We start from the raw sequence: 23,671 nt of genomic DNA, 5'->3' as shown, positions 1-23,671 counted from the left end.
ACCATTTTAGCGGAGAGGGTCGTCTATTGATTTATATACTGGTTTTTTTCGTGTTAAACTAAAAGAAATACCGTTAAACAGTATGGATGACGCGTTTAGGAGAGATATAGATGGATTTAGAGGAATTCAGAAACAGATTGGAAAAACAGCTTGCAAAAAATAACCGGAAGTTTATATTCGACGAGGAAAAAAGTTCGCTGCGGGTGGAGCACACCGGTCTGAATAAAGGCCTGGATCTTGACCTGAACAAACTTCTGGCTAAAAATGACACCGATCATGAGAAAGCGCTGGAAGAAGCGGCCATGTTTATTGATGCTTCCTTTGAAGCGATGGAGCGCAATGTTGTTATCCAAGGAAAAGAAAAAAACATTTATCCGGTACTGAGATCCACCTCCTTCCCAACGGAAACAAAAGACGGCAAGGCTCTGCTCTTTTCCGAGCATACCGCGGAAACAAGAATTTACTATGCTCTGGATCTGGGAGATGCCTACACAATGCTTGAAGAAGAAACGGTAAATAGAGAAGGTTTCTCGAATGAACAGATGAAGGAACTCGCATTGTTTAACGTCCGCCAGCTCCCGAATGAGTATAAAACCGATGAAGTGGCGGGGAATACGTTTTATTTTATTAATTCCAATGATGGATACGATGCCAGCCGTCTGCTGCACGAGACTTTTATTAAAGAAATGGATGCAAAAGTCACAGGTGACACAGCTATTGCTGTGCCGCACCAGGATGTGATGATCATAGCCGACATTCAAAATGACGCCGGCTATGATGTGCTCGGGCAGATGACGTTCCGCTTTTTCAACAACGGCCGGATTCCTGTGACAGCTCTGCCGTTCTTATATGAAGACGGCGGCCTTGAACCGATTTTCATTCTCGCTCGGAAAAAACCCGAGAATTAAAAGCGCACCGCGGTTCGGTTTATGCTACAATAACATAGGAATTTCACAGGAAAAGGAGAAACAGTTTATGAACGTTTTTTACAACAATAAGGGCATCGGGGATACACTTCTTGTTTCCCTGAAAGAAATAGAGAAACAAAACCGTGGTACAGAAAAACACGGGGATGTGGCACGGCTGTATAATAAGGAAAATGGAGAAACGGCCGGCTTTCACATTTTTCATGCCTCTTCTTACAAAAAGATAAACCAGACCGGGATGTGCGCGCTGACAAAAGACGTGAAAGCTCTGATCGAGCATGCTCTGACCACAAACGGCCTTGAGCAGCATATTGTTTCTTTTCCGGAAGAAGCCTCGTTTGTTGTCGGCCACGTTACGGAAAAAAAGAAACACCCGGATGCCGATAAGCTGAGTGTCTGCCAGGTTGATACCGGGACGGAGACGCTGCAAATCGTATGCGGTGCACCGAACGTAAAGAAAGACCAGAAAGTCGTCGTTGCCAAACCGGGAGATGAGATGCCTTCCGGGATGAAAATAAAGAAATCGAAGCTCCGGGGTGTCTCCTCCAGCGGTATGATATGTTCCGCCAAAGAACTGGCGCTTCCTGATGCACCGTCGGAGAAAGGAATTCTTGAGCTGAACGACTCCTACACGACAGGTGCGGATTTCCTGATGCAGTACCACAAGCAGTGAGTGCCTCTGCCTGCTGTGCATCCCCGCTTCATTGATGACATTCCGGAAAGAGGAGAAATATACTATGGCTGGTTCCTTTCAACGGCTGAAAGAAAAAATGCAGCGTTTCTTTTTTGGAAACGAAGAGCATGCCGGGCAGGAAGAAAACGAAACAGAAAAACCGGCACCCAGCAGACCTGCACAGCTTCATAAACAGTCGGATTCCCGAATTAAAATGGTGCATTATTACCCTAAGAGCGGGCAGGACAGACTGGATGCAAAACTACAGACGCACGGAAGCGGAAAAGACAAAGAAGAAAAAACACAGGAGGAAAGCCCGCCTTCTTATGCTTCTGAAAAACAAAAAAGCCGGGCGTCTGCCCCCGCGGAAAATGAAAAAGAGACCTCACGTACTTATTTCCAGGGAAATGATTTCATCGCAGAGAATATACCGTCTCCCATTTTTGGCTTTGAAAATGTTCCGCTTCATTCCAGCTACCTGAAAAAACATGAGGAAGAGATTCCATCCCAACAGGAATGGGAGGATGAATCAGCGGAGCAGGAGACAAAACCGGACAGTGCAGCACTCGATACATACGTTTCCCCCCCGCCTGCGGAAGAGAAGGATGCCGGTGTTGAGGAAACCGAACCTATTGAAACGCATGTTTCCGAAAGCGAAATGAAAGAAAAAGAAAGCACAGAAACTGCTGTAGAAGCGGTTGACCTGGAATCTTCGAAGAAGACAGAGGAAACAGAGCAAAACGAAGAGAAAGCACGCTCCTCTTCGCAGAGCTCATCCACCCGTCAGGAACGGAGACGCCGTGAACGCGAAGCGGCACAGACCTCCCGGAAGGAAAAGGACGCTGCCAGTCCGGGGGTTCCATTTAATGTGCTCCGTCAGCCTGACAAAAAGCCTGGTCGTGGTTCGAACGGCAGAAATTCCAAAACGTCAGACCCGTCCGCTTACCACTTTCCTTCCATTCAGCTTCTGCAGCAGCCGTCGAGAAAACCGGAAATGCAGGAAGAAGATTTTTCTTACCAGAAGCAGCAGCTGGAGCAGACGCTTCAGAATTTTAACGTCGATGCAGAAGTGGTGGATATGACAAAAGGCCCCTCCGTCACGCGGTACGAAGTCCAGCCCGCAGCAGGGGTGAAAGTGAATAAAATCACTAATCTCACCGATGACATAAAGCTTGCGATGGCGGCGAAAGATTTGAGGATGGAAGCCCCCATCCCCGGGAAAAACACGATTGGAATAGAAGTTCCGAATGCGGAGAGTGAGCCTGTTCTGCTCCGGGAAATCCTGAGGCGGGACGCTTTCATACGAAAGGAATCGCCATTGACGGTCGCGATGGGACTTGATATTTCCGGCTCTCCGATTGTCACGGATCTGCAGGATATGCCGCACGGACTGATCGCAGGTGCTACCGGTTCCGGAAAAAGTGTATGTATTAATTCCATCCTCCTCAGTCTGCTGTATAAAGCGGACCCCGACGAAGTAAAATTGATGCTGATTGACCCGAAAATGGTGGAGCTGGCTTCATATAAAGACATCCCCCACCTTGTGACTCCGGTTATAAATGATGCTAAAGAGGCGACGGCGGGACTGAAACGGGCCGTGGCTGAAATGAATGAACGTTATGAAAAACTGGCCGCAGAGGGCGTCCGCGATATTAAGAAATACAACGAAAAAATGGAGAATAAAGCCGATAAAATGCCGTATATCGTCATAGTCATCGATGAGCTCGCTGATCTGATGATGGTATCTCCCCAGGATGTGGAAGATGCCATCTGCCGGATTGCCCAAAAGGCGCGGGCCTGCGGCATACATCTTCTGGTCGCCACGCAGCGTCCTTCCGTTGATGTGATTACAGGTTTGATTAAGGCTAATATTCCAAGCCGCACAGCCTTTGCTGTTTCCTCCCAGGCTGATTCCCGTACCATTCTGGATGCAGGCGGTGCAGAACGGCTGATAGGGAAAGGAGATATGCTCTTCCACCAAAACGGCACCTCCAAGCCGCTCCGGGTGCAGGGGACTTTTGTAACGGATGAAGAAATTGATGCCGTCACGAATGACGTAAAGCAGCAGAAGCAGCCCTCCTACATCTTTGGGAGGGAAGATCTTCAGAAAAAAGCAGAGCAGGAAGAAAACAGCGATGAGCTTTTTCCGGAAGCCTGCCTCTTTGTATCAGGGCAGGGGGGAGCTTCTTCGTCCCTGTTGCAGCGCCGCTTTTCCATTGGTTATAACCGTGCCGCCCGTCTTATTGATATGATGGAAAAGCAGGGGATTATTTCTGAAGCGAATGGAAGTAAACCCCGGAACGTACTGTTAAGTGAACATGAAATTCAAGAACAGATCGGCGGATGAGAGGCCACCATCTCAGCAAAAAGCTTGTTTTTCCTCTCCGCGTTCTATAATATAGAGAGAGACAGGGTACCACAGCATTCATGAACCTTCCTCTGGACCGTGGAAAGCACGTTTTAAGAAACATGATGGAACAGAGGCTGAAATTCCGAAGCCGGCATACTTCTTGAGAAGGAGGAGCTCTTATGGAACAGATTCAGCTGAATGTATTGTTGGGATTTTTGTATCCGGAGGCTCTGGAACTTTTGAAACAGGAAGAGAAGGATACACCGATTGTGCTTCAGGACGGACTGCGGGACGTTAACGAAGCAGATGTACAGGAGATTCTCGAAGCTGTTATTATGGAACAGGGCCGGGGCGACCTGGTTCACTGAGAAAGAAGTTTGAGAGCTGAGAGTATTTGGAAATGAGGCTGCTTGAACAAAGGCTGTTTCAAAAGGTATAAGGTGCAGGCAGAACAGGCAGCGCCGTGTGCTTCTTTGAAACAGCTTTTTCTTTTATCCTTTGATAGATATCAATGAAATTATTTTTGAATGTTAAGGAGTAGGCTGATGAAAGAAATCGCACTGAAAATGCAGGGAGATATAAAACGACTGACCAATGAAACGTTCAAATTTGATGAACGGGTCGGAGAGGGTTGGTTTTCCGCTGTTTATTTTCTGAAAACAAGAGAAATCGCCGAAAAGTATAAACCCAGCGAAAATGTAACGATGCAGTTTTTTCAGAAGAAACATGCTGTTCTCTGTGGAACCGATGAGGTGATAGCCCTGATCAAGACTTTCGCCAAAAATCCGGAGGATCTTGTCATTCACTCTCTCGAAGACGGCGACAAGGTGGAACCATATGAAACGGTTCTTACCATTGAAGGTCCCTATCCGAATTTCGGCCACCTGGAAGGGTTGATTGACGGTATTTTTGCCCGCCGCACATCCGTTGCCACGAATGTATATAATGTTGTGAAAGCAGCCCGGAAATCAGGGGCAAGGAAGCCGGTTATATTTATGGGAGACCGGGATGACCATTTCACCCAGCAGGCCGGGGACGGATATTCCGCTTATATCGGTGGGTCAAAGGCTCAGGCTACCCACGCTATGAGCGAATGGTGGGGAAAAGAAGGAATGGGAACGATGCCGCATGCGTTGATTCAGTTATTTGAAGGAGACGTCGTAGCGGCCAGCTATGCGTATAAAGAAACGTACCCTGATGACGATTTAATGGCACTGGTTGATTACAATAATGATGTCATTATGGATTCTCTGAAACTGGCACGTGAATTTGGATATGAGCTGAAAGGAGTCCGGGTGGATACGTCCAACCACATGGTGGACCAGTATTTCTGCCGTCACCCTGAAGTGATGGGAGCTTTCGACCCACGCGGTGCCAACCCGAAACTTCTGTTTGCGCTCCGTGAAGCCCTGGATGAAGAAGGGTATCAACATGTACAGATACTTGCCAGCGGAGGCTTCACGGCAGAGAAAATCAATGAATACGAGGATATGAATGTTCCAATTGATCTATACGGTGTCGGAAGCAGCCTTCTGGAGATTCATATTGGTTTTACGGGGGATAATGTAAAGATAAATGATAAAGATGAGGCGAAAGCAGGACGGGTCTACCGCCCGAACCCCCGTTTGGAACGAGTTTAGATAGCACGGAAAGGGGCGGTGCTGATGATATCCAATGTTCCGAGTTTTGAAGAACACCGCAGAGAGAAGCAGAAGCAGGCGGATCTTGACCTTATGGAACTGCTGGATGCTTATGAAGACTGGCTGAAACATAATACGAACCTGCGTGAAAAAGTACGCGCAAAGCATATGTTTGCCGAACAGGCCGGGTGTGATGTTTCAGACCTGGAAGAAGAACCGTGGCGGCAGTATTTTGAGGACTGGTTTGCATTTGATTATGTCACCATTATCGGGAGTAGACTTTTTGATTTATTTGTAAAAGAAAAGGCTGCTGTTCTCACGCCCTCCCAAATACAGCTGAGCGGACTTGTATTGACGGCTGCGCTGGAACCATTCAGAGTGATAAGTCTGCAGAGCGGATCAGTAACAGCTGTTCCTTTATGGGAAAAAGAAGAAAAAAGATTGTCTTCCTTACATGGAAATTTTCCGCTCTTTGAGAAGACTTCCTATATCCTGGCCCGTCCGGTTTACTGCGGTTTTGAGAACCGGGTGTTCAGCCCTGTCGTACCGCTTATTATGCCCGGGGATGATGCTGAACTGCGGGAATGGAAAGCACGTTACGAGAAAAAAGAAGAAGAAAATCGGAGACTTCGATTTATGAAGGATAATGGAGCCTCCTGGCTTGTGTATGCAGACACCTCCCCTTTATAACTCTACGGGGAGTATCCTGTGTGCTCAGGATAAGACCGTAACATTATCCCCGGGGAGTTCGGGCTCGCACGATGTGAGTCACAAAGGCGCTGCCACAGGACGTGGCGTCCTCAGCCTTTGATCCCCTTCCATTCATAGGAAACCACTATGAATGGAAGTTTCACTTTGTCCCGGTGCAGGCATCCGTAAAGTTTCTGTTTCAAAATGCGAAACAGAAATAGACGGCTGCCGGCACCCCGACTTGTTCAACTAACCATTCATCGGAGAGCACGATGAATGGAAGTTTCACTTTGTATTGGAGCTTTGATTTGTTTCTGATATAATGATGTAGGTGTTTGCAAGGTAAGAAGGAAAAAAGCCCGTGTGTTTTCGTTCCGGTTCCGAAGGCGGGCCGGACAACTGGATAAGATGGAGGGCCACAACTATGACAACCTATCATTTTATAGGAATTAAAGGTTCGGGAATGAGTGCCCTGGCGCAGATTCTTCACGATATGAAATATAATGTCCAGGGTTCTGATGTAGATAAGCAGTTTTTCACTCAGCTTCCTTTGGAACGCAAAGGTATTCCCATTTTCCCGTTCCAGAAGGAAAATATCTCAGACGACCAGCATGTGATTGCTTCACCGGCCTACGGAGAAAGCAATCCTGAAATTAAGGAAGCACAGGACCGAAGCATGGAGATACACCGATATCCCTCTTTTTTGGGAGGATTTCTACAGCAGTTCACATCCATTGCAGTAACTGGATCCCACGGTAAAACATCTACAACAGGGCTGCTTGCTCATGTGATCGGAGCTTATAAACCGACATCATATTTAATAGGGGACGGCTCAGGAAAAGGAGAAGAAGAAAGCAGCTATTTTGTATTTGAGGCATGTGAATACAGACGCCACTTTCTCCATTATGAACCGGATTATGCGGTGATGACCAATATCGATTTTGACCACCCTGACTATTTTGAAGATGTCGATGATGTGATCCGGGCATTTGAGGAAATGGCCCGTAACGTAAAGAAAGGCATTGTAGCATGTGGAGATGATGAATACCTTCAGACGTTAAATGTCCCGGTGCCGATTGTGTACTACGGAATAGAAGGAAAATATGATTTCAATGCGGACAACATTCAGACGGATGAAAAAGGAACCACGTTTGACGTCAAAATCCGCGGGGACCGTTTAGGTACGTTCACCATACCCGGATACGGGAGGCATAATGTGCTGAATGCTCTGGGTGTCATTGCTCTCTGCCATTATGAAGAAGTACCGGCGGAAGTAATTAAAGAGCAGCTTGCCTCCTTTCCGGGTGTGAAACGCCGGTTCACGGAAAAAGAAGCAGGAAGTCAGACATTAATTGATGATTACGCTCATCATCCGACCGAAATCAACGCAACCATAGAAGCTGCCCGGCAGAAATATCCGAACCGGGATATTATAGCTGTGTTTCAGCCGCATACTTTTTCCAGAACAAGAGCATTTCTCGATGCTTTTGCAGAAAGCCTGCGGCAGGCCGACCAAGTGTACCTTTGTGACATTTTCGGTTCGGCACGTGAAGAAGACGGAGCTTTATCAATTGAAGATCTACAGAACCAGATACCGGGTTCCCGTGTCATTACGGAGGATCAGGTTGATTCACTGGGGGTTCACGAACACGGAATCCTGCTTTTTATGGGGGCCGGCGACATTCAGAAATTCCAGGCAGCCTATGAAAAACAACTTGTATAACTATTAATGGAGCTGTATTTTTGACACAGCTCCATTGCTTATTTCGTATGTGTGATTCCTGCGTTTGGCACGAGCTTTTTGATCGCTCAAAAATGAAATAATATTTTTCAGCGAAAAGGAATTTCAGAACGTTTGTCGAAGAGAGTACATGGATGCAGGGATTTAATCGAAGAATCAGATTTTATGTTTCATGTGGTGTGATTCGTGGTACACTTACAGGAAGGGAGGTGTAAACGTTCAATGGAACTAGTGTACATAAGTGCGCTGATAGTCGCAATAGCCATCGCAGTCTTAGTAATTTACCTTATTAAAACATTAAAAGCTGCCACCCAGACGATGGAGAAAGTATCCACCACGATGGAACGCATGGAAAAACAGGTGGAAGGCATCACCAGTGAATCCGAACAACTGATTCAGAAAACAAATGTTATAGCAGATGATGTCCAACATAAAACTGAATCATTGAACGGTTTATTTACGTCTCTGAAAGATGTGGGAGATTCTCTGGAGAATGTGAACTATTCTTTCAAAGATATGTCGGATTCCATCAGCCGCCACTCCAGAGAGCAGTCTGAACAGGTTGCACAGGCTGTGCAGTGGGGGAATGCTGCCATTGATTTGTATGCAAAATGGCAGGACCGCAAGCGCAAAAAAGAAGTGAATCAGAATGAAAATAGTTATACGACAGGAGGATGATGTAACATGTCAGATATGAACACGAAGGATTTTGTTATTGGCACGTTGATTGGTGGTATTGTCGGCGCCTGCTCTGCACTGCTGATGGCTCCGAAATCGGGAAGAGAGCTGCGCGGTGAGTTGTCTGAAGGAGCTTATTCTGCCAAGGAAAAAACAAATGAACTGACAAACGATGCTTATGAAAAAGGTTCGAAGTGGGCGGATTATGCCCGGGAGAAGTCATCGGAAATCGCAAAAAACGTTTCTGAGCAGTCTTCCCAGCTTTATGGTAAAGTGAAAGAAACAGCCTCTTCCGGAAGCGAAGGCAACGAGGAGAAAACAGCAGATGAACTTGCCGAAGAGCTGTCGGAAGATTTGGAAGCAGAACAGGGGAACGTTGACAGCGTGAAAGAAGATGTACGCGATCTCCACGCCTCCACCGAAGAAAAAGATCAAACGTAAGGATAGAGATAGAAAAACGCTTTGCCGGTTAATCGGCAAAGCGTTTTTCGTCTTTATCAAACAGTTCCAGTTCAATTTGGTCCCCGCCGTGAAGGGGTTCTGTAAAGGAGGCCGGTTCTTTGTTTTTTGTAAGGTTCCACGTTTTCCCGGTATGGTACTGTAGATCTACTGTAACGTAAGAGAAGATGTCCTGGACGATAAAATCAAGGGAAGACATTGTTTTCTCCGTCGTTACATGATCCCCGGATGATAATGGGTCGTCCAGTCCTGCTTTTTCCCCGTTTATCTGCACTTCAACGATTGTTTTTTCCATATCTACTGTTTCCTCATTAAAAAATACCTGTTGCTGTGCTGTGGTCTGTATTCCCTGATGTTCCAGAAGGTTTCGGACCGTAACTTCCTTCTGCTCATGCCCGGCTGTGATAATGTCGCCCGTCCGTACAGGCTCCTGCGGGGAAGCAGGCCGGTCGTTCCGGGAGAATGGATATAACATTTCGGGGAGGGAAGCCTCCTTATTATCCACGTAATACGCAGTATGAGCGGAGGATACAGGAATTTTCCAGTTCATCACGTTCCACACTTCTTCCAGATTCTCAGGAAGCCTGAAGACTAAATCGTCCCGGTCTTTCAGTGCTTCTTCTGAAGATACCTGTCTCCCATTTTGGATGTACATCGGTGGAATCAGGTACTCGCGGTCATTAATGACGAGTTTCATTTCCGGAGGCTCGTCAACAATATCTTTAAATGCTGCAGAGGCTGGATTTCCATCTTTCCCTTTTTCCAGAGTGAGGTCATCGCCCGGAGTAATGGAATCTTTGATGGAAGCAGGCCGGCCGTTCTGTATGATAACTGGTGCTTCCCCGCGTGTCCCGGGAATGGATATGACCCGCCCATTCAACGTAATAACTGCAGCTTCACCGGGCCTGCCGTATAATGTTCGGATCGATAGGCCGGAGGCGAGGACGGCATCACCGATAGTTAACGTTTTTACATCAAACAGGCGGATGGATCGTCCGTTTACATAAACCGGGATGTATTCAACCGGATGCTCTTTGGCTGCAATAGCGATACCAACCGGTGTAACAAGTTCCGGTCCTGGTTGTATCCCTTCGTAGGACAGGTTTTTTATGGCTTCAATATCCCTTGGTGCCACTCTGTTTTCCGGAAGATTGAGTGCTTCACTTAAATGCTTTGCAATTTCGGGGGTCATACTGCCGCCGCCTACCAGCATAACGGCTTTAGGCGGCTTTGTATTGAGCGTCAGAATCTCAGAACTGATTTCTGCAGCAAGATGCTCGATAGAAGGCCGGATGGGGGCTGTTACTTCTTCAGCCTGGTACTCTGTTTCCATGCCGAGGATGTCCGTTACAAGAATAGTATTCCCGGCCGTCAAATCCCGTTTCACCCGTTCCGCGTCCGGAAAATCGAGCAGGAATTCGTCACTCAGCGCTTCTGTTACTTCATCGCCGGCTATGGGTACCATGCCGTAGGCGGTAACCGTTCCAAGGTCTGTAATGGCAATATCCGACGTTCCAGCGCCAATGTCGACGAGAGCAACATTCAGACGGCGCATCGACGGTGGAATTAACACATTAATGGCAGCAATTGGCTCCAGTGTCAATGCTTCCAATTCAAGGTCGGCCCGCTGCAACGCGCTTATGAGTGATTCTACGACAACTTTTGGAAGGAAGGTTGCAATGACATCGACGGATGCCTTCTCACCTGATTGATCCAAAAGACTTCCTATTTCCTGTCCATCTACATAATAAGCAACAACAGAATACCCGACACAATGGTACTGGAGACTTTTGTCCGAATCACGTTCCGTTTCAAAAGCAAGCTGGTGCTGGGCTTTCTGCACTGCTCCGAGCTCAAGCGGAGGTATATCCCCTTCGAACACACAAGGCTGCCCTGAAATATCAAGTTCCATCGAAGCCCGCTGGGTTTTTAAAGATCTTCCGGCTGCTGCTGCACATACTTTATGCAGCGGTCCGTGTCTTTCTTCCAGTGCCGCCTTTGTTTCACGGATCACATCACTGACAGCAGCTACATTATGAATTTGTCCATCCATCATGGATCGTTCCTTATGTTCCCTGGATTCGACATCCACCAGCTCAAATGCGCCATTCAGCTGTTTCAGAATTAACCCCGTAACAGACCGGGTGCCGATATCCAGTGCATACATAATCTCCCCGTTATGTGTCATCGTCTCACACACCTCAAAAAATTATAATGTGGATAATAAAAAAAGCTGATTTTAAAGGAAAAAATACTTTAACACTTAAAAGCGTTCAATTAACAAAGAAAAAGGGGCTGACATTTCAGTCATCTTCTTATATAATGGGTCTTAATCATAAAAAATGTAACACATATCAAGAGAAAAGGGAAATCACGTAAGGAGTGGGGAAGAGATGAGTAACGAAGAACTGGAAGCGCTGAGAGAACAGCTGGATGATGTGAACCTGCAATTGCTTGAGCTTATTAATAAACGGGCGGGTCTCGTGCAGGAAATCGGCAAAGTGAAAAGCCGTGCGGGACAGAACCGGTTTGATCCGGTACGCGAACGTAAAATGCTCGACATGATTACAGAAAATAATGAAGGACCGTTTGAAACGAGTACGATGCAGCATCTTTTTAAACAGATTTTTCAGGCAAGTCTGGAACTGCAGGAAGATGATAACCGCAAAGCACTGCTCGTCTCAAGAAAGAAAAAACCGGAAGATACCATTGTGGATCTCAAAGGCGAAAAAGTGGGAGACGGCAAGCAGCGCCTGATTATGGGACCATGCTCTGTAGAAAGCTATGAGCAGGTATACGAAGTGGCTTCTGCCATGAAAGAGCAGGGTCTGAATCTTTTAAGAGGCGGCGCGTTTAAACCGCGTTCCTCCCCGTATGATTTTCAGGGTCTCGGCAGGGAAGGCCTGGAAATTCTCAAGCGGGTGGCCGATGAACTGGACATGAGTGTCATCAGTGAAATCATGAATCCTAAAGATATTGAAATGGCTGCTGATTATGTAGATGTTATCCAGATCGGCACACGGAATATGCAGAATTTTGATCTTCTGAAAGAAGCGGGATCGCACCAGACTCCTGTTCTCTTGAAGCGGGGGATGTCTGCCACGATTGATGAATTCATGAAAGCCGCCGAATACATTCTTGCCAACGGCAATAATAACCTCATGCTTTGTGAGCGTGGAATCCGGACGTATGAAAAAGCAACAAGAAATACACTGGACATTTCATCCGTTCCGATTTTGAAAAAGGAAACACACCTGCCTGTATTTGTTGACGTGACGCATTCCACCGGCCGCCGTGACCTTCTTGAACCTACTGCTAAAGCAGCTCTGGCCATCGGTGCCGACGGTGTCATGGCAGAAGTTCACCCGGATCCTGCGGTGGCCTTGTCCGACTCTGCGCAGCAGATGGATATTAATCAGTTCCATTCGTTTGTTCAGAACCTACGCGATGCAGGCCTGTATAAGTAAATGAATTCAGCGCCCTCCGGAATATGGAGGGCGCCTTTTTTTTGTAAAAATGGGGAAACTGTGATCAAATGAGATGGTGGCTGTCATCATTTTTCAGGCAGGAAATATGGCAAATTTGTATATCAAGGTGTAATTTTCGACGCTTTGACCGATATAACCAGGGAGAGGAATTGCGGAACCTCCTTCAGTTATAATATGATTACAGTACGTATGAAAAAAAATGAAAGGAAACTAGAGGAGGCTTTCCATTGAATACAACAATTTACGATGTGGCACGAGAAGCAGGAGTTTCGATGGCGACAGTTTCCCGCGTGGTAAACGGCAATCCAAACGTGAAGCCGGCCACCCGGAAAAAAGTGCTGGACGCTATTGAAGGGCTCGGATACCGCCCCAACGCAGTGGCGAGGGGTCTGGCCAGCAAAAAAACAACAACCGTTGGTGTCATCATCCCCGATATCTCCAGCATATTTTTTGCTGAACTGGCACGTGGGATTGAAGATATTGCGACGATGTACAAGTATAATATTATTTTGTGCAATTCCGATCAGAACAAAGAAAAAGAGCTTCACTTAATCAATACAATGCTTGAAAAACAAGTGGACGGTATTCTGTTTATGGGAGGCGAAATCACAGAAGATCATGCCGAAACCTTCAAACGTTCTTCCGTTCCAGTCGTGTTAGCGGCGACACTGGATGAGAACAAAGAAATGCCGTCGGTCAATATAGATTATCACCAGGCTGCATTTGATGCGGTAGCAGAGCTGATCCGCTCAGGGTCGGAGAATGTCGCTATGGTAAGCGGACCACTTGAAGATCCTGTCAACGGTTATCAGAAATTCAGCGGGTATAAAAAGGCATGCGAAGAAATTGGCAATGGGTTTGACGAAAATCTGGTGGCTGTCGGTGACTATTCATATGATTCCGGGCTTGAGGCAGCACAGCAGTTAATGGAACTGGACAAGGCGCCTTCGGCCATTTTTGCTGCAACGGATGAGGTTGCTCTTGGAGTGATTCACGGTCTGCAGGACAGTGGCTGGAATGTGCCGGAGGATGTGCAGGTTGTCGGTTTTGACAACACACGCCTTGCTCAGATGGTAAGACCGACACTTACGACGGTGGTACAGCCAATGTATGATATCGGCGCTGTTTCGATGCGTTTACTGACCAAGTATATGAACAAGGAAGATGTAGAGGATGAAGTTGTTGTCCTTCCGCACCTTCTTGAAAATCGGAACTCCACCTCGTTTTAACTGCTGATCTATGCCCGCATCGCAGCCGCTGAAAATATTTACAGGGAGTCAGGGATTATTTTATGAAAAAAATGGATTTAATGACACCTATAGGAATAGTAGTAGGGGTTACAACACTGCTTTTTGCAGTTTATACGAATGCGGGTCTGAGTTCTGTTGTGTTTTTTATTCAGGTGGCATCTTTATCGATTGTGCTGGGCGGAATTGTTGCCGCCCTGCTGATCGGTTTTTCATCACAGGATTTAAAACTTATTCCTTCCGTGACAAAAGAAGCTTTTCAACATAAAGAAAACAATCTAAAAGAACTGATTGATACATTTTCCGATCTCTCCACCAAAGCCCGGAGAGAAGGGCTGCTTGCTTTGGAAGCGGGGCTGGATGAGGTCGAGGATCCTTTTATTAAAAAAGGCGTTCTTCTCGCAGTGGATGGTATTGAACCAGACATAATCAAGGATATTATGATGGCCGAAGCCACCGCGATGGAGGAACGGCATAAAAAAGGCCGGCGCCTTTTTGAAAAAGCGGGGGAATATGCTCCTGCCTGGGGGATGGTAGGTACATTAATCGGCCTGGTACTCATGCTTCAGGATCTGGAGGATCCGGCCACACTCGGTCCGAATATGGCGCTTGCTCTGATTACCACGCTTTACGGTACGATTCTTGCCAATATGATATTTCTGCCGATGGCAGCCAAACTGGAGCAGAAAACCGAAGATGAGGTGTTTACCAAACAGATCATCATTGAAGGTGTAATTGGTGTTCAGTCAGGGCAGAATCCAAAAATCCTCGAAGAAAAATTAAGCGCGTTTGTGAAAGAAAGCGGCAAAGAGAATGAATTGGAGGAACAGGAGGAAATAGCAAATGAAGCGTAGAAGCAAAGAACCTGAAAAGGGTTCTCCGAGATGGATGACTACGTTTTCTGATATCATTCTGCTTGTTCTCGTCTTTTTTGTTATGCTGTTTTCCATGTCTGTGGTTGATGCGAAAAAATTCGAAGCTATTTCCGAGTCCTTTCAGAACAGGGCCATTCTTGAAAATCTCCCGTCTATGGTGGAAATGGAACAACCGGATCAAAGTGATTCCGAAAGTGAAGAAGAAAGTGAAACAGCAGCTGATGAATCAACAGAGCAGACAGAAGAGGACAGGGAACTGGACAGATTGCTGCAGGAAGTGCGGGAATACCTTGAAGAGCATAATCTGAACGATCAGATTTCAGCTACACGAGATGACCGCGGGGTAGTCCTTGTTCTTCAGGAACAGCTTCTGTTTGAGTCGGGGGAAGCAGAGATCTTGACAGATGCCGAACCCTTTCTAAATAAAGTCGGCACGCTGCTGGATTCGCTTCCGAACCTAGTGAAAGTGGAAGGCCATACGGATGAACGGCCGATTTCCACGTTCCGTTATCCTTCTAACTGGGAGTTATCATCAGCCAGGGCGAGCAGCGTTATCCGTTATTTGACGGATAATCATCCGCTGCCTCTTGATCAATTTCTGGCTGTCGGTTACGGGGCCACTCGCCCGATTGTACCTAATGATTCAACAGACAACCTGCGTGAAAACCGGCGGGTCGTGGTTGTAATTTCAGATCCGGAATTTGAAGAAGAGCTGGAACAATCCGCCGGCGGAGCATAAAAAAATTGAAACAATAGAAGCAGGCCCATATAAAAATCCGAACGGTTATCTTTCACTCTACACGAAAGTAAGGATAACGTTCGGATTTTTTATTGTCAGAAGGTGGAATGAGCGGCGTTTCCCGGCCTTATGAAGGCTTATTTTTCTGTTCATTCCGGATGTGGTATAACGCTTTATCAAGAACTTTGCTGTTTTTTTCTGTGATTTCGGCGCGTCTTGGAATATAGGGGTACATATTTTCCGGATCGCTCCACGTATGCGGCAGTGGGACAGGGGATCCGGACTCCCACATATTGACCCAGGACTTGGGCAGCGGCTTTTGGAGCAGTTCCGTCTGATTCGTCATTTCAAGCCAGATCATGGCCCACGCCCTGGGGACAACCCGCCACATATCATAGCCGCCCCCTCCGACACCTATCCATTTGCCGCCGCAGTACTTGTGAGCGACGCGGTGGGCAGCCCGGGGGATTTCCCGGTAGGCTTCCATCGTTATCGACAGATGGGTGAGAGGGTCATAGTAATGGGCATCTGCGCCGTTTTGTGTCAGAATAACATCCGGTTTGAAAAATGCAGCGGTTTCCTCCAGTGCTTTTTCATAGTTCTCGAGAAAAGAGGCATCCTCAGTAAACGCATCAATTGGAACGTTGACAGCAAATCCGAATCCTTCTCCGCTTCCTTTTTCATAGACATCTCCGGTGCCTGGAAAAAGGTAACGTCCGGTTTCGTGGACCGAAAGAGTACAGACATCCGGATCATCATAAAAAGTAAACTGAACACCATCTCCGTGATGGGCGTCTGTATCTACATAGAGGACACGCGCGCCGTAATGTCTTTTCATGTATTCGATTGCAATAGCACTGTCATTGTAAATACAAAAGCCGGACGCTTTCCCGCGGAATCCATGGTGAAGCCCTCCTCCAAGGTTCAGAGCATGCCCGGCCTTTCCTTCCATGACAAGGTCGACTGCTGTCAAAGTCCCGCCGACCAACAGAGCTGCTGCTTCGTGCATGTTTTTAAATACCGGTGTATCTTCGGTGCCCAGTCCGTAATTATTGGCGATTCCTCTGCTTAATGTTCCGTGTCCGCCTGCTTTCACTGCTTCGATATAAGAGGAGTCGTGAACGAGTGCTATTTCTTCATCAGACGCCACTCTTGGTTTGATTACACTTTTGTCATTCACGGCCCCGATATGACGGAGGAGGTCATAGGTGAGAGCGAGGCGCAGATGATTGAAAGGGTGATCCTCACTGAACTTGTAGGCGAGCTGCTTTTCTGAATAAACGAAGGCTGCTTCCTGCATCATTCATTCATCCCCGGTATCCGCGGCCAGCTTACTTCATAACCGGCTTCTTTCAATTCATTAATAACTTCGCGCGGATCCATAGTCTGCACACGGAACGCCAGATATTTTGAAACGTTATCCTTTCCCGGATACACGAGAACACTGATGAGATTTATCTGCATCCGGTGAAAAATCGATGTGAGCGCCGCTAATTCACCTGGTTGGTCAAAGGCTTTCACTTCAATCCGGGAAGACGGCTGATGGGCCCCGGTTAACTCGACAAGGGTATGAAGAACGGTTGACTCCGTTAAGATACCTAGAAGTTTATCTTGAGCCCCGGTAACAGGCAGAGCGCTGATATGGTTTTTGTATAAAACAACTGCTGTCTCCTCCACTACATCAAGGGGATTGGCTGTTATAACGGGAAAGGTCATAATCCGGGATACCGGTTTTTTCAGATGTTCCTCCTGGGAGCGTGTATGAAAGATCGACGGTGAAGCATCCCTGATATCCCGGTCCGATACGATACCGGTGAGAACAAGGTGTTCATCCACGACAGGAACATGTCTGATTTTATGTTTATCAATGTATTCCAGGGCTTTCCCGATGGAATCACCGGGATAAAGGTACAGCAGCTCGGTATTCATTATTTCTTCGACCAGCATACAGGTCACCTCATCTTCTTAAATAGTCACAGCATGGAAAAATGGTGTCCGGATGGTGTGTTTCACCGGACATCAAACAATGGGAGACCGTCCGGACTAGAACATGAACCGGTTGGTAAAACGGGTATTGTCGAATGTTTCCATATCACCATATCCTACTCTGCTTCCAATTCGGACCATCAGACAATTGGCAGGGTGGGTGGATATCTCCGGATCATCCGTTGCCATCCATTTTAACCCTCCGGCATTCATCATCCGCTCCATTACTTTTCTGTAATCCCAAATGGAGAGACCGCTGTTTTTAAGGTCCCAATGCCAGTAATATTCTGTTGAAATAATAATATAATCTTCCATGGCATCATCCAGCATGGAAAACTCCAGAAGCCGGGTTCCTACTTTCGCTCCCCGGTATTCTTCCGCAATTTCAATGGCCCCCAGTTCCAAAAGGTTATCCATTTCTGCTTCCGCCCAGCGTTCCAGCGGATCAGGGTATACAAACGTAACATACCCTATAATCGTGTCTTCGTCTATTACGGCGTTAATACGTCCTTCCGGAAGGTCGGCGATTCCTATTAAAGCTTTCTTCTGTTCTTCAGGTTTTCGAAAAGACGTAAGCCCTTCGTGGAAATCATAATTATGAATACTGGTGCCGGAAAGGGGCCCTTCCATAAGGAGCGTACGCCCGTCCACTTCCAGTTCCTGAGAAAAATACGTCTTCTTATGGGTCATCCGAGTACCACCTTTATAAAGACAATAATTGTTACCACCTATTATACATGATGAAAAGTGATGAAGGCACAAAGAATTTGAATACTCAAAATAAAAATCCAAATGTACAAATTTTGAAGTTTAAATAAATCACGAAGTGGAATAACATCAACAGAATCCAGTAGCATATTGGGAGGGTGATGGTTTGTAATAAAAATTGAAGGAACAGTTTCAATATATTATAATGTGTTTTAGAACACAAATACATAAAAAGAGAGGGGAAGATTTGAATGAAAGTGCAAACGCTTCCAGCTGTTGACGGTAACTATAACCTGAAAGATTATGATAAAACCGTTGAAACATTTGACTGGAGTGAGGTTGAAAAAGAATTCAGCTGGTATGAAACCGGGAAAGTAAACCTTGCTCATGAAGCCATTGACCGCTTTGCAGATTCCTCTGAAAAGAAAGATCAGATAGCTCTGTATTACAGCGATGCAGGCAGGGATGAACAATACACCTTTGAAGAGATGAAACACTGGACAAACAAAGCCGCCAATGTGCTGCGGGACGCAGGAATACAAAAAGGGGACAGAGTATTTATTTTTATGCCCCGTTCCCCGGAATTGTATTTTGCCGTTTTTGGTGCCATTAAAATCGGAGCGATTGTTGGTCCGCTGTTTGAAGCATTTATGGAAGGAGCGGTCCGGGACCGCCTGGAAGACAGTGAAGCGAAGTGCATTGTTACGACGCCGCGGCTTTTTGAACGTGTTCCGGTGGATGATCTTCCGAATCTTGATACGGTATTCATCCAGGGAGAGGATGTGAAAGAAGAAGGCCCGTATTATAACTTCAAGACACGCCTTGAAAATGCGTCTGATGCATTTGATGTAGAGTGGGTCGACCGGGAAGACGGCCTGATTCTTCATTATACTTCAGGTTCCACCGGCAAGCCCAAAGGTGTGCTGCACGTTCATAACGCAATGATTCAGCATTACCAGACAGCAAAATGGGTTCTTGACCTCCAGGAAGGAGACGTATACTGGTGTACAGCAGACCCAGGCTGGGTCACCGGCACATCTTACGGTATTTTTGCCCCGTGGCTCACCGGAACGACCAACGTTGTGCGGGGCGGGCGTTTCAGTCCGGAAGAGTGGTATGGAACACTGGAACGCTACAATGTCACGGTTTGGTACAGCGCGCCGACGGCCTTTAGGATGCTGATGAGCGCGGGCGATGAAATCGTCAAAAATTATGACCTTTCCAGCCTGCGTCACATTCTGAGTGTGGGCGAGCCGTTAAATCCGGAAGTGGTTATGTGGGGAGAAAAAGTCTTTAACCTGCGTATCCATGATACGTGGTGGATGACCGAGACCGGGGCGATTATGGTCACCAACCTTCCGTCCATGACGATTAAAGCAGGATCGATGGGTCGTCCGCTTCCCGGCATAAAAGCGGCGATTGTGGATGATCAAGGTAACGAACTTCCTCCGAACCGGATGGGGAACTTAGCGATTGCAAAGGGCTGGCCTTCCATGATGAGATCGATATGGAATCGTCCGGAGAAATATAACAGCTATTTTGAACTGAACGACTGGTATGTTTCCGGTGATTCCGCCTATATGGATGAAGACGGATATTTCTGGTTCCAGGGCAGAGTGGACGACGTCATTTTGACAGCGGGAGAAAGAGTCGGTCCGTTTGAAGTGGAAAGCAAACTGCTCGAACATCCATCTGTAGCAGAAGCAGGTGTTATTGGAAAACCAGATCCGGTCCGCGGAGAAATCATCAAAGCTTTTGTAGCACTGCTTGAGGGTGAAAAAGCATCAGATAAGTTAAAAGAAGAGATTCAGCAGTTTGTCAAAAAAGAACTTTCCGCCCATGCAGCACCGCGTGAGCTGGAATTCCGTGATAAACTGCCGAAGACACGAAGCGGCAAAATCATGCGCCGTGTCCTGAAAGCCTGGGAGCTTAATCTGCCGACAGGCGACTTATCCACGATGGATGATTAACTCAAATCAAGGACGTAAAAGCAGCTGAAACAATCAGATAGAGAGTTTAAAATACCCGGACGATTGTCATCATCGTTCGGGTTTTTGTATATTCAGATCAGGTACCGGACCGCGCAGCGGCTCGTATCAGCAACGAAAAATACCGAACGATTTTTTTAAATCGTTCGGTATTTTTCTATCTTTTAAAAGGTTAGTCCCAGACTCTTTAAGCTTTCAAAAGACCGTTACATATCATCTTCTGTGTCGTTTCCGGATGCATCATTATCTGCTGATCCTGAAGAAGTGTCATTTCCATTTTCCTGGTCTGAGCTTTCCGGGGAACTGTTATTGTTATTTTCCCCATTGTTCTCATTCTGTCCATTATTGTTATCCGAACTATTCTCTGTTTCATCACTCTCATTTTGATCCTGGGAGCTGCTGCCGGAAGAATCATTATCCGTATTGTCTTCTTCATTTGTGCCGCTGCTGTCCTCTGTTGCAGTGCCATCATCCTCATTCTCTTCACCGCCATCATTCGTACTGATGTAGCGGCGGGCCGTTGCCGACTGGCCTGATTCGCGTCCCTGTGAATCAACGGCAGTGACAAAGTATGATCCTGAACCGGCATTGAATGATGTGGTTCCGTCGGCACGTATGCTTGCCACACGTGCTCCATTTGTGCGGTACACCCGGTAACCGACAATGTCACCGTCACGGTGAGAGGACCACGTCACACTGCTTCCGCTGAACGATACATTGGCAACAGGGGAAGGAGTTCTCCCGTTATCCGGGGCCTGCCGGTCGGGAGCGACATTCTGCCATTCATCAGGCAGATACTCCGACACATTCTCTACGTCAAATAAGTCCTCATTGACGGATACACCACTTCTCGTAAATTCGGAAGGGGTGGAGTCATAGGCCTGATACCGGGCACCGTTAATGGTCACAAACGATTCTCTTTCCAGACTGTCATCCGTTTCCGTCGGTACATACTGTTCATTGAAATAATCGGTCGTTGTAAATCCGGCATCTGCACATTCTGAACTTGGAAGTTTTCCGGAGATGCCGCAGATGGTCTGTCTGACGATACCGTCCGGCTGCTGAAAGCGGTCATCCAGTCCAAAGACGGACTCTTCGCTTTCCTGCTCCGCTTCATAGGCTGCGTTCATATAATCGGACCAGATTTGCTGGGTACGCGCCCCGTAACCCAAGCCTTTATAGTAGTTGGAGACTTCCTGCGGGGTGTCATAGCCGATCCAGATTCCGAACGTAACATTTGGATTGAACCCGACAAACCAGGAATCGTGGGTATCATCGGTTGTGCCGGTTTTTCCGGCCCAGTCTCCGCCGAAATTCATCATGCCCGGGAGGCTGGATGCTGTTCCTCCGGATTCGAGTACATCGCGCAGAATATCAATGGTTAAAAATGTTGTCTGCGGGGAGAATACGTCGCTGCTTTCTGTTTGATGTTCATAAATGGTTTCTCCATCTTTCGTTTCGATCCGCTGTATCATGTAGGAATCGTTATATTCCCCGTTATTGCCGAAAGCGGCGAATGCATTCGTGTTTGTTTCCACCGTTGTTCCGTTCGTCAGCCCGCCTATTGCTGCGGAAGGATAGGGTTCATTCGGTCCGATATTGTCAAAACCTAAGTCCAGCAGCGCCTGTCTGGCTGTTTCTTTCTCCATTCTCTCAAATGTGCGGACAGCCGGAGAGTTTCGTGATTCCACCAGTCCTTCACGGACGCTTACAAATCCCTGATAACTGTCTCCGTAGTTTTTGTAGCTGCCGTCCCCATTTTCGTAATCACCGGGAACGTCAGGCAGAATGGTACCCGGCTGGACGACGCCCTGCTCCATCGCCGGCGCGTAGTCAAGAAGCGGCTTAATCGTCGAACCGTTCTGCCGGTAGGACTGAGTGGCGTGATTTAAATTATTCTGATCAAAATTACGGCCCCCGACAAAACTTAGAATCGCGCCGTTTTGGTTATCGATCATCATGGCGCCGACCTGTTCCTGTTCAACACTGCCCTCTACCTGCCGGTCCGGACCGTACCACTGGGAATTGGCAGCTGCGTCCTGCATAGCGTCATAAATATTCTTTTTGACGGTAATATGCACGTTGTAACCGCCGAGCGCAAGTTCATTTTCCGCCTGGCCCTGGTATTGGTTGATGGTTTCCCGGCGTTCTTCGCTGCTCATGGAATCAAGGTCCTCGCCGGCTTTATTTATCAAGTCTTCGCGGATGATTCGCGAAGCTCTGCGCTGGGTTTCGTATGTCAAATAGGGATAATTTTCCACAATACTCCCCTGCGGTTCTGCCAGGTTTGCCTTTATGTCATAATCGAGCGCGGCCTGGTATTCTTCTTCGGTAATAAATTCATTATCCCGCATGTTCCCGAGCACACGTTCCATCCGTGCCAGCCCCTCTTCCATATCACTTTTTACCTCACCGCCCTGGGCAAACGGTGTATAAATGTACGGGTTCTGGGGAAGACCGGCAATAAAAGCAGCCTGGGCCGGATTCAGTTCTGACACATCCACCCCGAAGATACCTTCAGCCGCGGACTGCGCTCCGGCAATGTTTCTTCCATCCGCATTGCGGCCAAACGGTACAATATTTAAGTAGGCTTCCAGAATAGAATCTTTCTCAAAATAATTTTCCATTCGGAGCGCGAGCGCAATTTCTTTTGCCTTTCTCTCAAAGGAGACTTCATTGGTTAGAAGTTGATTTTTTACTACCTGCTGAGTCAGCGTACTCCCGCCTGTCTGGGTACTGGAATTGGAAACTTCCTGATAGACCGCACGCAGCAGTGCTTTCGGAACAATTCCTTCATGCTCGTAGAAATATTCGTCCTCTGTTGATATAACGGCATTAACTAAATGATCGGACATTTCTTCCAAAGGACGTTCTTTACGTTCCAGCCTTGCAGGAATTTCCCCCAGGAAGTTCCCTTCATCAAAATAAATGCCGCTGATTTCTTCGTAGTTGTAGACCTGGTTTTCAAATTCTGCTTTGCTGTACGCCTCCTGATCCTCCACGAGAGACATGAAATATCCGGCTCCCGCTCCACCGGCAAAAAGACCGAGGGCAATAAATACTACAAATGCGATAAGTAATAAGTTCCAGAACACGTAGGAAGTAATATTTAACCCTTTGATCAACGGTTTGTTTTTCCAGGAATCAAAGCGTGCGTTCAGTTTTTCAAGAAAATTTTTCATGTTATGATTCCTCCTAAACATCAACGATATTATAGCATAAGCTTGGATTGCTTCCTATGGATTATGGCGATTTTTATCAATTCGCGTTGACAATAGGAAAAAAGATATGGTAAAAGAAGAATAGTCAATATATTATATGACAGGCGTTGAAGGTATGAAGTAACTTTATTCTCCCTGTATACAGAGAGCCGGCGGCTGCTGAAAGCCGGGACACAGAATCGAGTGAATTACGTGCTGGAGCTGATTCCATGTTGAATGGAACGGGGAATTCCCGTTATAGGATCCGAGTGGAAAGCATCTG

The 23,671-nt window shown here is 47.0% G+C and carries 19 protein-coding genes and 1 other annotated feature (1 of these 20 cut by a window edge); of the genes, 14 read left to right on the top strand and 5 right to left on the bottom strand.

Translation table 11 applies throughout. From position 1 onward, the window contains the following. The first annotated feature begins 110 nt into the window (after nucleotides 1-110). The 9 genes from ACFSUB_RS07620 to ACFSUB_RS07580 all read left to right on the top strand — a co-directional run bounded on the left by ACFSUB_RS07620 (nucleotide 111) and on the right by ACFSUB_RS07580 (nucleotide 9,139). Entirely contained in the window at nucleotides 111-908 is a 798-nt protein-coding gene (locus tag ACFSUB_RS07620) for a DUF1444 family protein (RefSeq protein ID WP_380712588.1), read from the top strand. Between the two features lie 67 nt (nucleotides 909-975). Beyond that, the gene (gene ytpR, locus ACFSUB_RS07615) at nucleotides 976-1,599 is read left to right on the top strand and encodes a YtpR family tRNA-binding protein (protein WP_380712587.1); all 624 of its coding nucleotides are present in this window, start codon (nucleotides 976-978) and stop codon (nucleotides 1,597-1,599) included. 64 nt (nucleotides 1,600-1,663) lie between these two features. Beyond that, nucleotides 1,664-3,946: a DNA translocase FtsK gene (locus ACFSUB_RS07610; RefSeq protein WP_380712586.1), complete on the top strand. Its 2,283-nt coding sequence runs from the start codon at nucleotides 1,664-1,666 to the stop codon at nucleotides 3,944-3,946. Between the two features lie 182 nt (nucleotides 3,947-4,128). Then, nucleotides 4,129-4,317, top strand: coding sequence for a hypothetical protein (locus ACFSUB_RS07605; protein ID WP_090927156.1), 189 nt, complete (start codon nucleotides 4,129-4,131; stop codon nucleotides 4,315-4,317). Nucleotides 4,318-4,494: 177 nt separating this feature from the next. Then, nucleotides 4,495-5,589 carry a nicotinate phosphoribosyltransferase gene (locus ACFSUB_RS07600; protein ID WP_380712585.1) on the top strand — a complete coding sequence of 365 codons (1,095 nt, stop codon included), beginning with the start codon at nucleotides 4,495-4,497 and terminating at the stop codon, nucleotides 5,587-5,589. Nucleotides 5,590-5,613: 24 nt separating this feature from the next. After that, nucleotides 5,614-6,279: a hypothetical protein gene (locus ACFSUB_RS07595; protein WP_380712584.1), complete on the top strand. Its 666-nt coding sequence runs from the start codon at nucleotides 5,614-5,616 to the stop codon at nucleotides 6,277-6,279. A gap of 424 nt (nucleotides 6,280-6,703) precedes the next feature. After that, a complete protein-coding gene (murC, locus tag ACFSUB_RS07590; protein ID WP_380712583.1) occupies nucleotides 6,704-8,002 on the top strand; it encodes a UDP-N-acetylmuramate--L-alanine ligase in 1,299 nt (432 codons plus the stop codon). A 240-nt stretch (nucleotides 8,003-8,242) separates the two neighbouring features. Then, a complete protein-coding gene (locus ACFSUB_RS07585) occupies nucleotides 8,243-8,698 on the top strand; it encodes a DUF948 domain-containing protein (RefSeq protein WP_380712582.1) in 456 nt (151 codons plus the stop codon). 6 nt (nucleotides 8,699-8,704) lie between these two features. Then, nucleotides 8,705-9,139 (top strand): YtxH domain-containing protein, encoded by a 435-nt coding sequence (locus tag ACFSUB_RS07580; protein ID WP_380712581.1) that lies wholly within the window; start codon nucleotides 8,705-8,707, stop codon nucleotides 9,137-9,139. A 28-nt stretch (nucleotides 9,140-9,167) separates the two neighbouring features. Here ACFSUB_RS07580 and ACFSUB_RS07575 read toward each other — a convergent pair whose 3' ends face one another. Next, nucleotides 9,168-11,345, bottom strand: a complete 2,178-nt coding sequence (locus tag ACFSUB_RS07575; protein ID WP_380712580.1) for a cell division protein FtsA — start codon at nucleotides 11,343-11,345, stop codon at nucleotides 9,168-9,170. Nucleotides 11,346-11,550: 205 nt separating this feature from the next. Here ACFSUB_RS07575 and ACFSUB_RS07570 point away from each other — a divergent pair, with 205 nt between their 5' ends. The 4 genes from ACFSUB_RS07570 (at nucleotide 11,551) to motS (ending at nucleotide 15,506) form a co-directional block, all read left to right on the top strand. Further along, nucleotides 11,551-12,624 (top strand): bifunctional 3-deoxy-7-phosphoheptulonate synthase/chorismate mutase, encoded by a 1,074-nt coding sequence (locus ACFSUB_RS07570; RefSeq protein WP_380712579.1) that lies wholly within the window; start codon nucleotides 11,551-11,553, stop codon nucleotides 12,622-12,624. Nucleotides 12,625-12,872: 248 nt separating this feature from the next. Continuing rightward, nucleotides 12,873-13,874 carry a catabolite control protein A gene (gene ccpA, locus ACFSUB_RS07565; RefSeq protein ID WP_380712578.1) on the top strand — a complete coding sequence of 334 codons (1,002 nt, stop codon included), beginning with the start codon at nucleotides 12,873-12,875 and terminating at the stop codon, nucleotides 13,872-13,874. Nucleotides 13,875-13,936: 62 nt separating this feature from the next. After that, complete coding sequence (gene motP / locus ACFSUB_RS07560) at nucleotides 13,937-14,746, top strand: flagellar motor protein MotP (protein WP_380712577.1); 810 nt, start codon at nucleotides 13,937-13,939, stop codon at nucleotides 14,744-14,746. Beyond that, nucleotides 14,736-15,506 carry a flagellar motor protein MotS gene (motS, locus tag ACFSUB_RS07555; RefSeq protein WP_380712576.1) on the top strand — a complete coding sequence of 257 codons (771 nt, stop codon included), beginning with the start codon at nucleotides 14,736-14,738 and terminating at the stop codon, nucleotides 15,504-15,506. Before motP ends, motS begins: the two co-directional genes overlap by 11 nt. A gap of 127 nt (nucleotides 15,507-15,633) precedes the next feature. Here motS and ACFSUB_RS07550 read toward each other — a convergent pair whose 3' ends face one another. From ACFSUB_RS07550 to ACFSUB_RS07540, 3 genes are all read right to left on the bottom strand, one after another. After that, nucleotides 15,634-16,809, bottom strand: coding sequence for an acetoin utilization protein AcuC (locus tag ACFSUB_RS07550; protein ID WP_380712575.1), 1,176 nt, complete (start codon nucleotides 16,807-16,809; stop codon nucleotides 15,634-15,636). Continuing rightward, on the bottom strand, nucleotides 16,806-17,453 hold the full coding sequence (locus tag ACFSUB_RS07545) for an acetoin utilization AcuB family protein (RefSeq protein ID WP_380712574.1): 648 nt from the start codon (nucleotides 17,451-17,453) through the stop codon (nucleotides 16,806-16,808). The genes ACFSUB_RS07550 and ACFSUB_RS07545 overlap by 4 nt, the downstream gene beginning before the upstream one ends. Nucleotides 17,454-17,549: 96 nt before the next feature. Beyond that, nucleotides 17,550-18,182, bottom strand: a complete 633-nt coding sequence (locus ACFSUB_RS07540; RefSeq protein ID WP_380712572.1) for a GNAT family N-acetyltransferase — start codon at nucleotides 18,180-18,182, stop codon at nucleotides 17,550-17,552. A gap of 269 nt (nucleotides 18,183-18,451) precedes the next feature. On the opposite strand from ACFSUB_RS07540, the gene acsA reads away from it, so the two are divergent. After that, a complete protein-coding gene (gene acsA, locus ACFSUB_RS07535; RefSeq protein WP_380712571.1) occupies nucleotides 18,452-20,170 on the top strand; it encodes an acetate--CoA ligase in 1,719 nt (572 codons plus the stop codon). 224 nt (nucleotides 20,171-20,394) lie between these two features. On the opposite strand, the gene ACFSUB_RS07530 is transcribed toward acsA, so the two are convergent. Then, nucleotides 20,395-23,370: a transglycosylase domain-containing protein gene (locus ACFSUB_RS07530; protein ID WP_380712570.1), complete on the bottom strand. Its 2,976-nt coding sequence runs from the start codon at nucleotides 23,368-23,370 to the stop codon at nucleotides 20,395-20,397. 137 nt (nucleotides 23,371-23,507) lie between these two features. After that, nucleotides 23,508-23,671, top strand: a binding site (T-box leader) (it continues 41 nt past the right edge of the window).

This window comes from Salibacterium lacus, from assembly GCF_042684865.1.
GTDB classification, from domain to species: domain Bacteria; phylum Bacillota; class Bacilli; order Bacillales; family Marinococcaceae; genus Salibacterium; species Salibacterium lacus.
Note: the sequence above shows the minus strand (reverse complement) of the source record. Positions and strands in the feature narration are given on the sequence as shown.

Coding starts and splice junctions, on each gene's coding strand:
- ACFSUB_RS07600 (WP_380712585.1), top strand. CDS start 4,495: ATGAAAGAAATCGCACTGAAAATGCAGGGAGATATAAAACGACTGACC.
- murC (WP_380712583.1), top strand. CDS start 6,704: ATGACAACCTATCATTTTATAGGAATTAAAGGTTCGGGAATGAGTGCC.
- ACFSUB_RS07570 (WP_380712579.1), top strand. CDS start 11,551: ATGAGTAACGAAGAACTGGAAGCGCTGAGAGAACAGCTGGATGATGTG.
- motS (WP_380712576.1), top strand. CDS start 14,736: ATGAAGCGTAGAAGCAAAGAACCTGAAAAGGGTTCTCCGAGATGGATG.
- motP (WP_380712577.1), top strand. CDS start 13,937: ATGAAAAAAATGGATTTAATGACACCTATAGGAATAGTAGTAGGGGTT.
- ACFSUB_RS07530 (WP_380712570.1), bottom strand. CDS start 23,370: ATGAAAAATTTTCTTGAAAAACTGAACGCACGCTTTGATTCCTGGAAA.
- ACFSUB_RS07550 (WP_380712575.1), bottom strand. CDS start 16,809: ATGATGCAGGAAGCAGCCTTCGTTTATTCAGAAAAGCAGCTCGCCTAC.
- ACFSUB_RS07610 (WP_380712586.1), top strand. CDS start 1,664: ATGGCTGGTTCCTTTCAACGGCTGAAAGAAAAAATGCAGCGTTTCTTT.
- ACFSUB_RS07595 (WP_380712584.1), top strand. CDS start 5,614: ATGATATCCAATGTTCCGAGTTTTGAAGAACACCGCAGAGAGAAGCAG.
- acsA (WP_380712571.1), top strand. CDS start 18,452: ATGAAAGTGCAAACGCTTCCAGCTGTTGACGGTAACTATAACCTGAAA.
- ACFSUB_RS07605 (WP_090927156.1), top strand. CDS start 4,129: ATGGAACAGATTCAGCTGAATGTATTGTTGGGATTTTTGTATCCGGAG.
- ACFSUB_RS07580 (WP_380712581.1), top strand. CDS start 8,705: ATGTCAGATATGAACACGAAGGATTTTGTTATTGGCACGTTGATTGGT.
- ytpR (WP_380712587.1), top strand. CDS start 976: ATGAACGTTTTTTACAACAATAAGGGCATCGGGGATACACTTCTTGTT.
- ACFSUB_RS07575 (WP_380712580.1), bottom strand. CDS start 11,345: ATGACACATAACGGGGAGATTATGTATGCACTGGATATCGGCACCCGG.
- ACFSUB_RS07545 (WP_380712574.1), bottom strand. CDS start 17,453: ATGCTGGTCGAAGAAATAATGAATACCGAGCTGCTGTACCTTTATCCC.
- ACFSUB_RS07620 (WP_380712588.1), top strand. CDS start 111: ATGGATTTAGAGGAATTCAGAAACAGATTGGAAAAACAGCTTGCAAAA.
- ACFSUB_RS07585 (WP_380712582.1), top strand. CDS start 8,243: ATGGAACTAGTGTACATAAGTGCGCTGATAGTCGCAATAGCCATCGCA.
- ACFSUB_RS07540 (WP_380712572.1), bottom strand. CDS start 18,182: ATGACCCATAAGAAGACGTATTTTTCTCAGGAACTGGAAGTGGACGGG.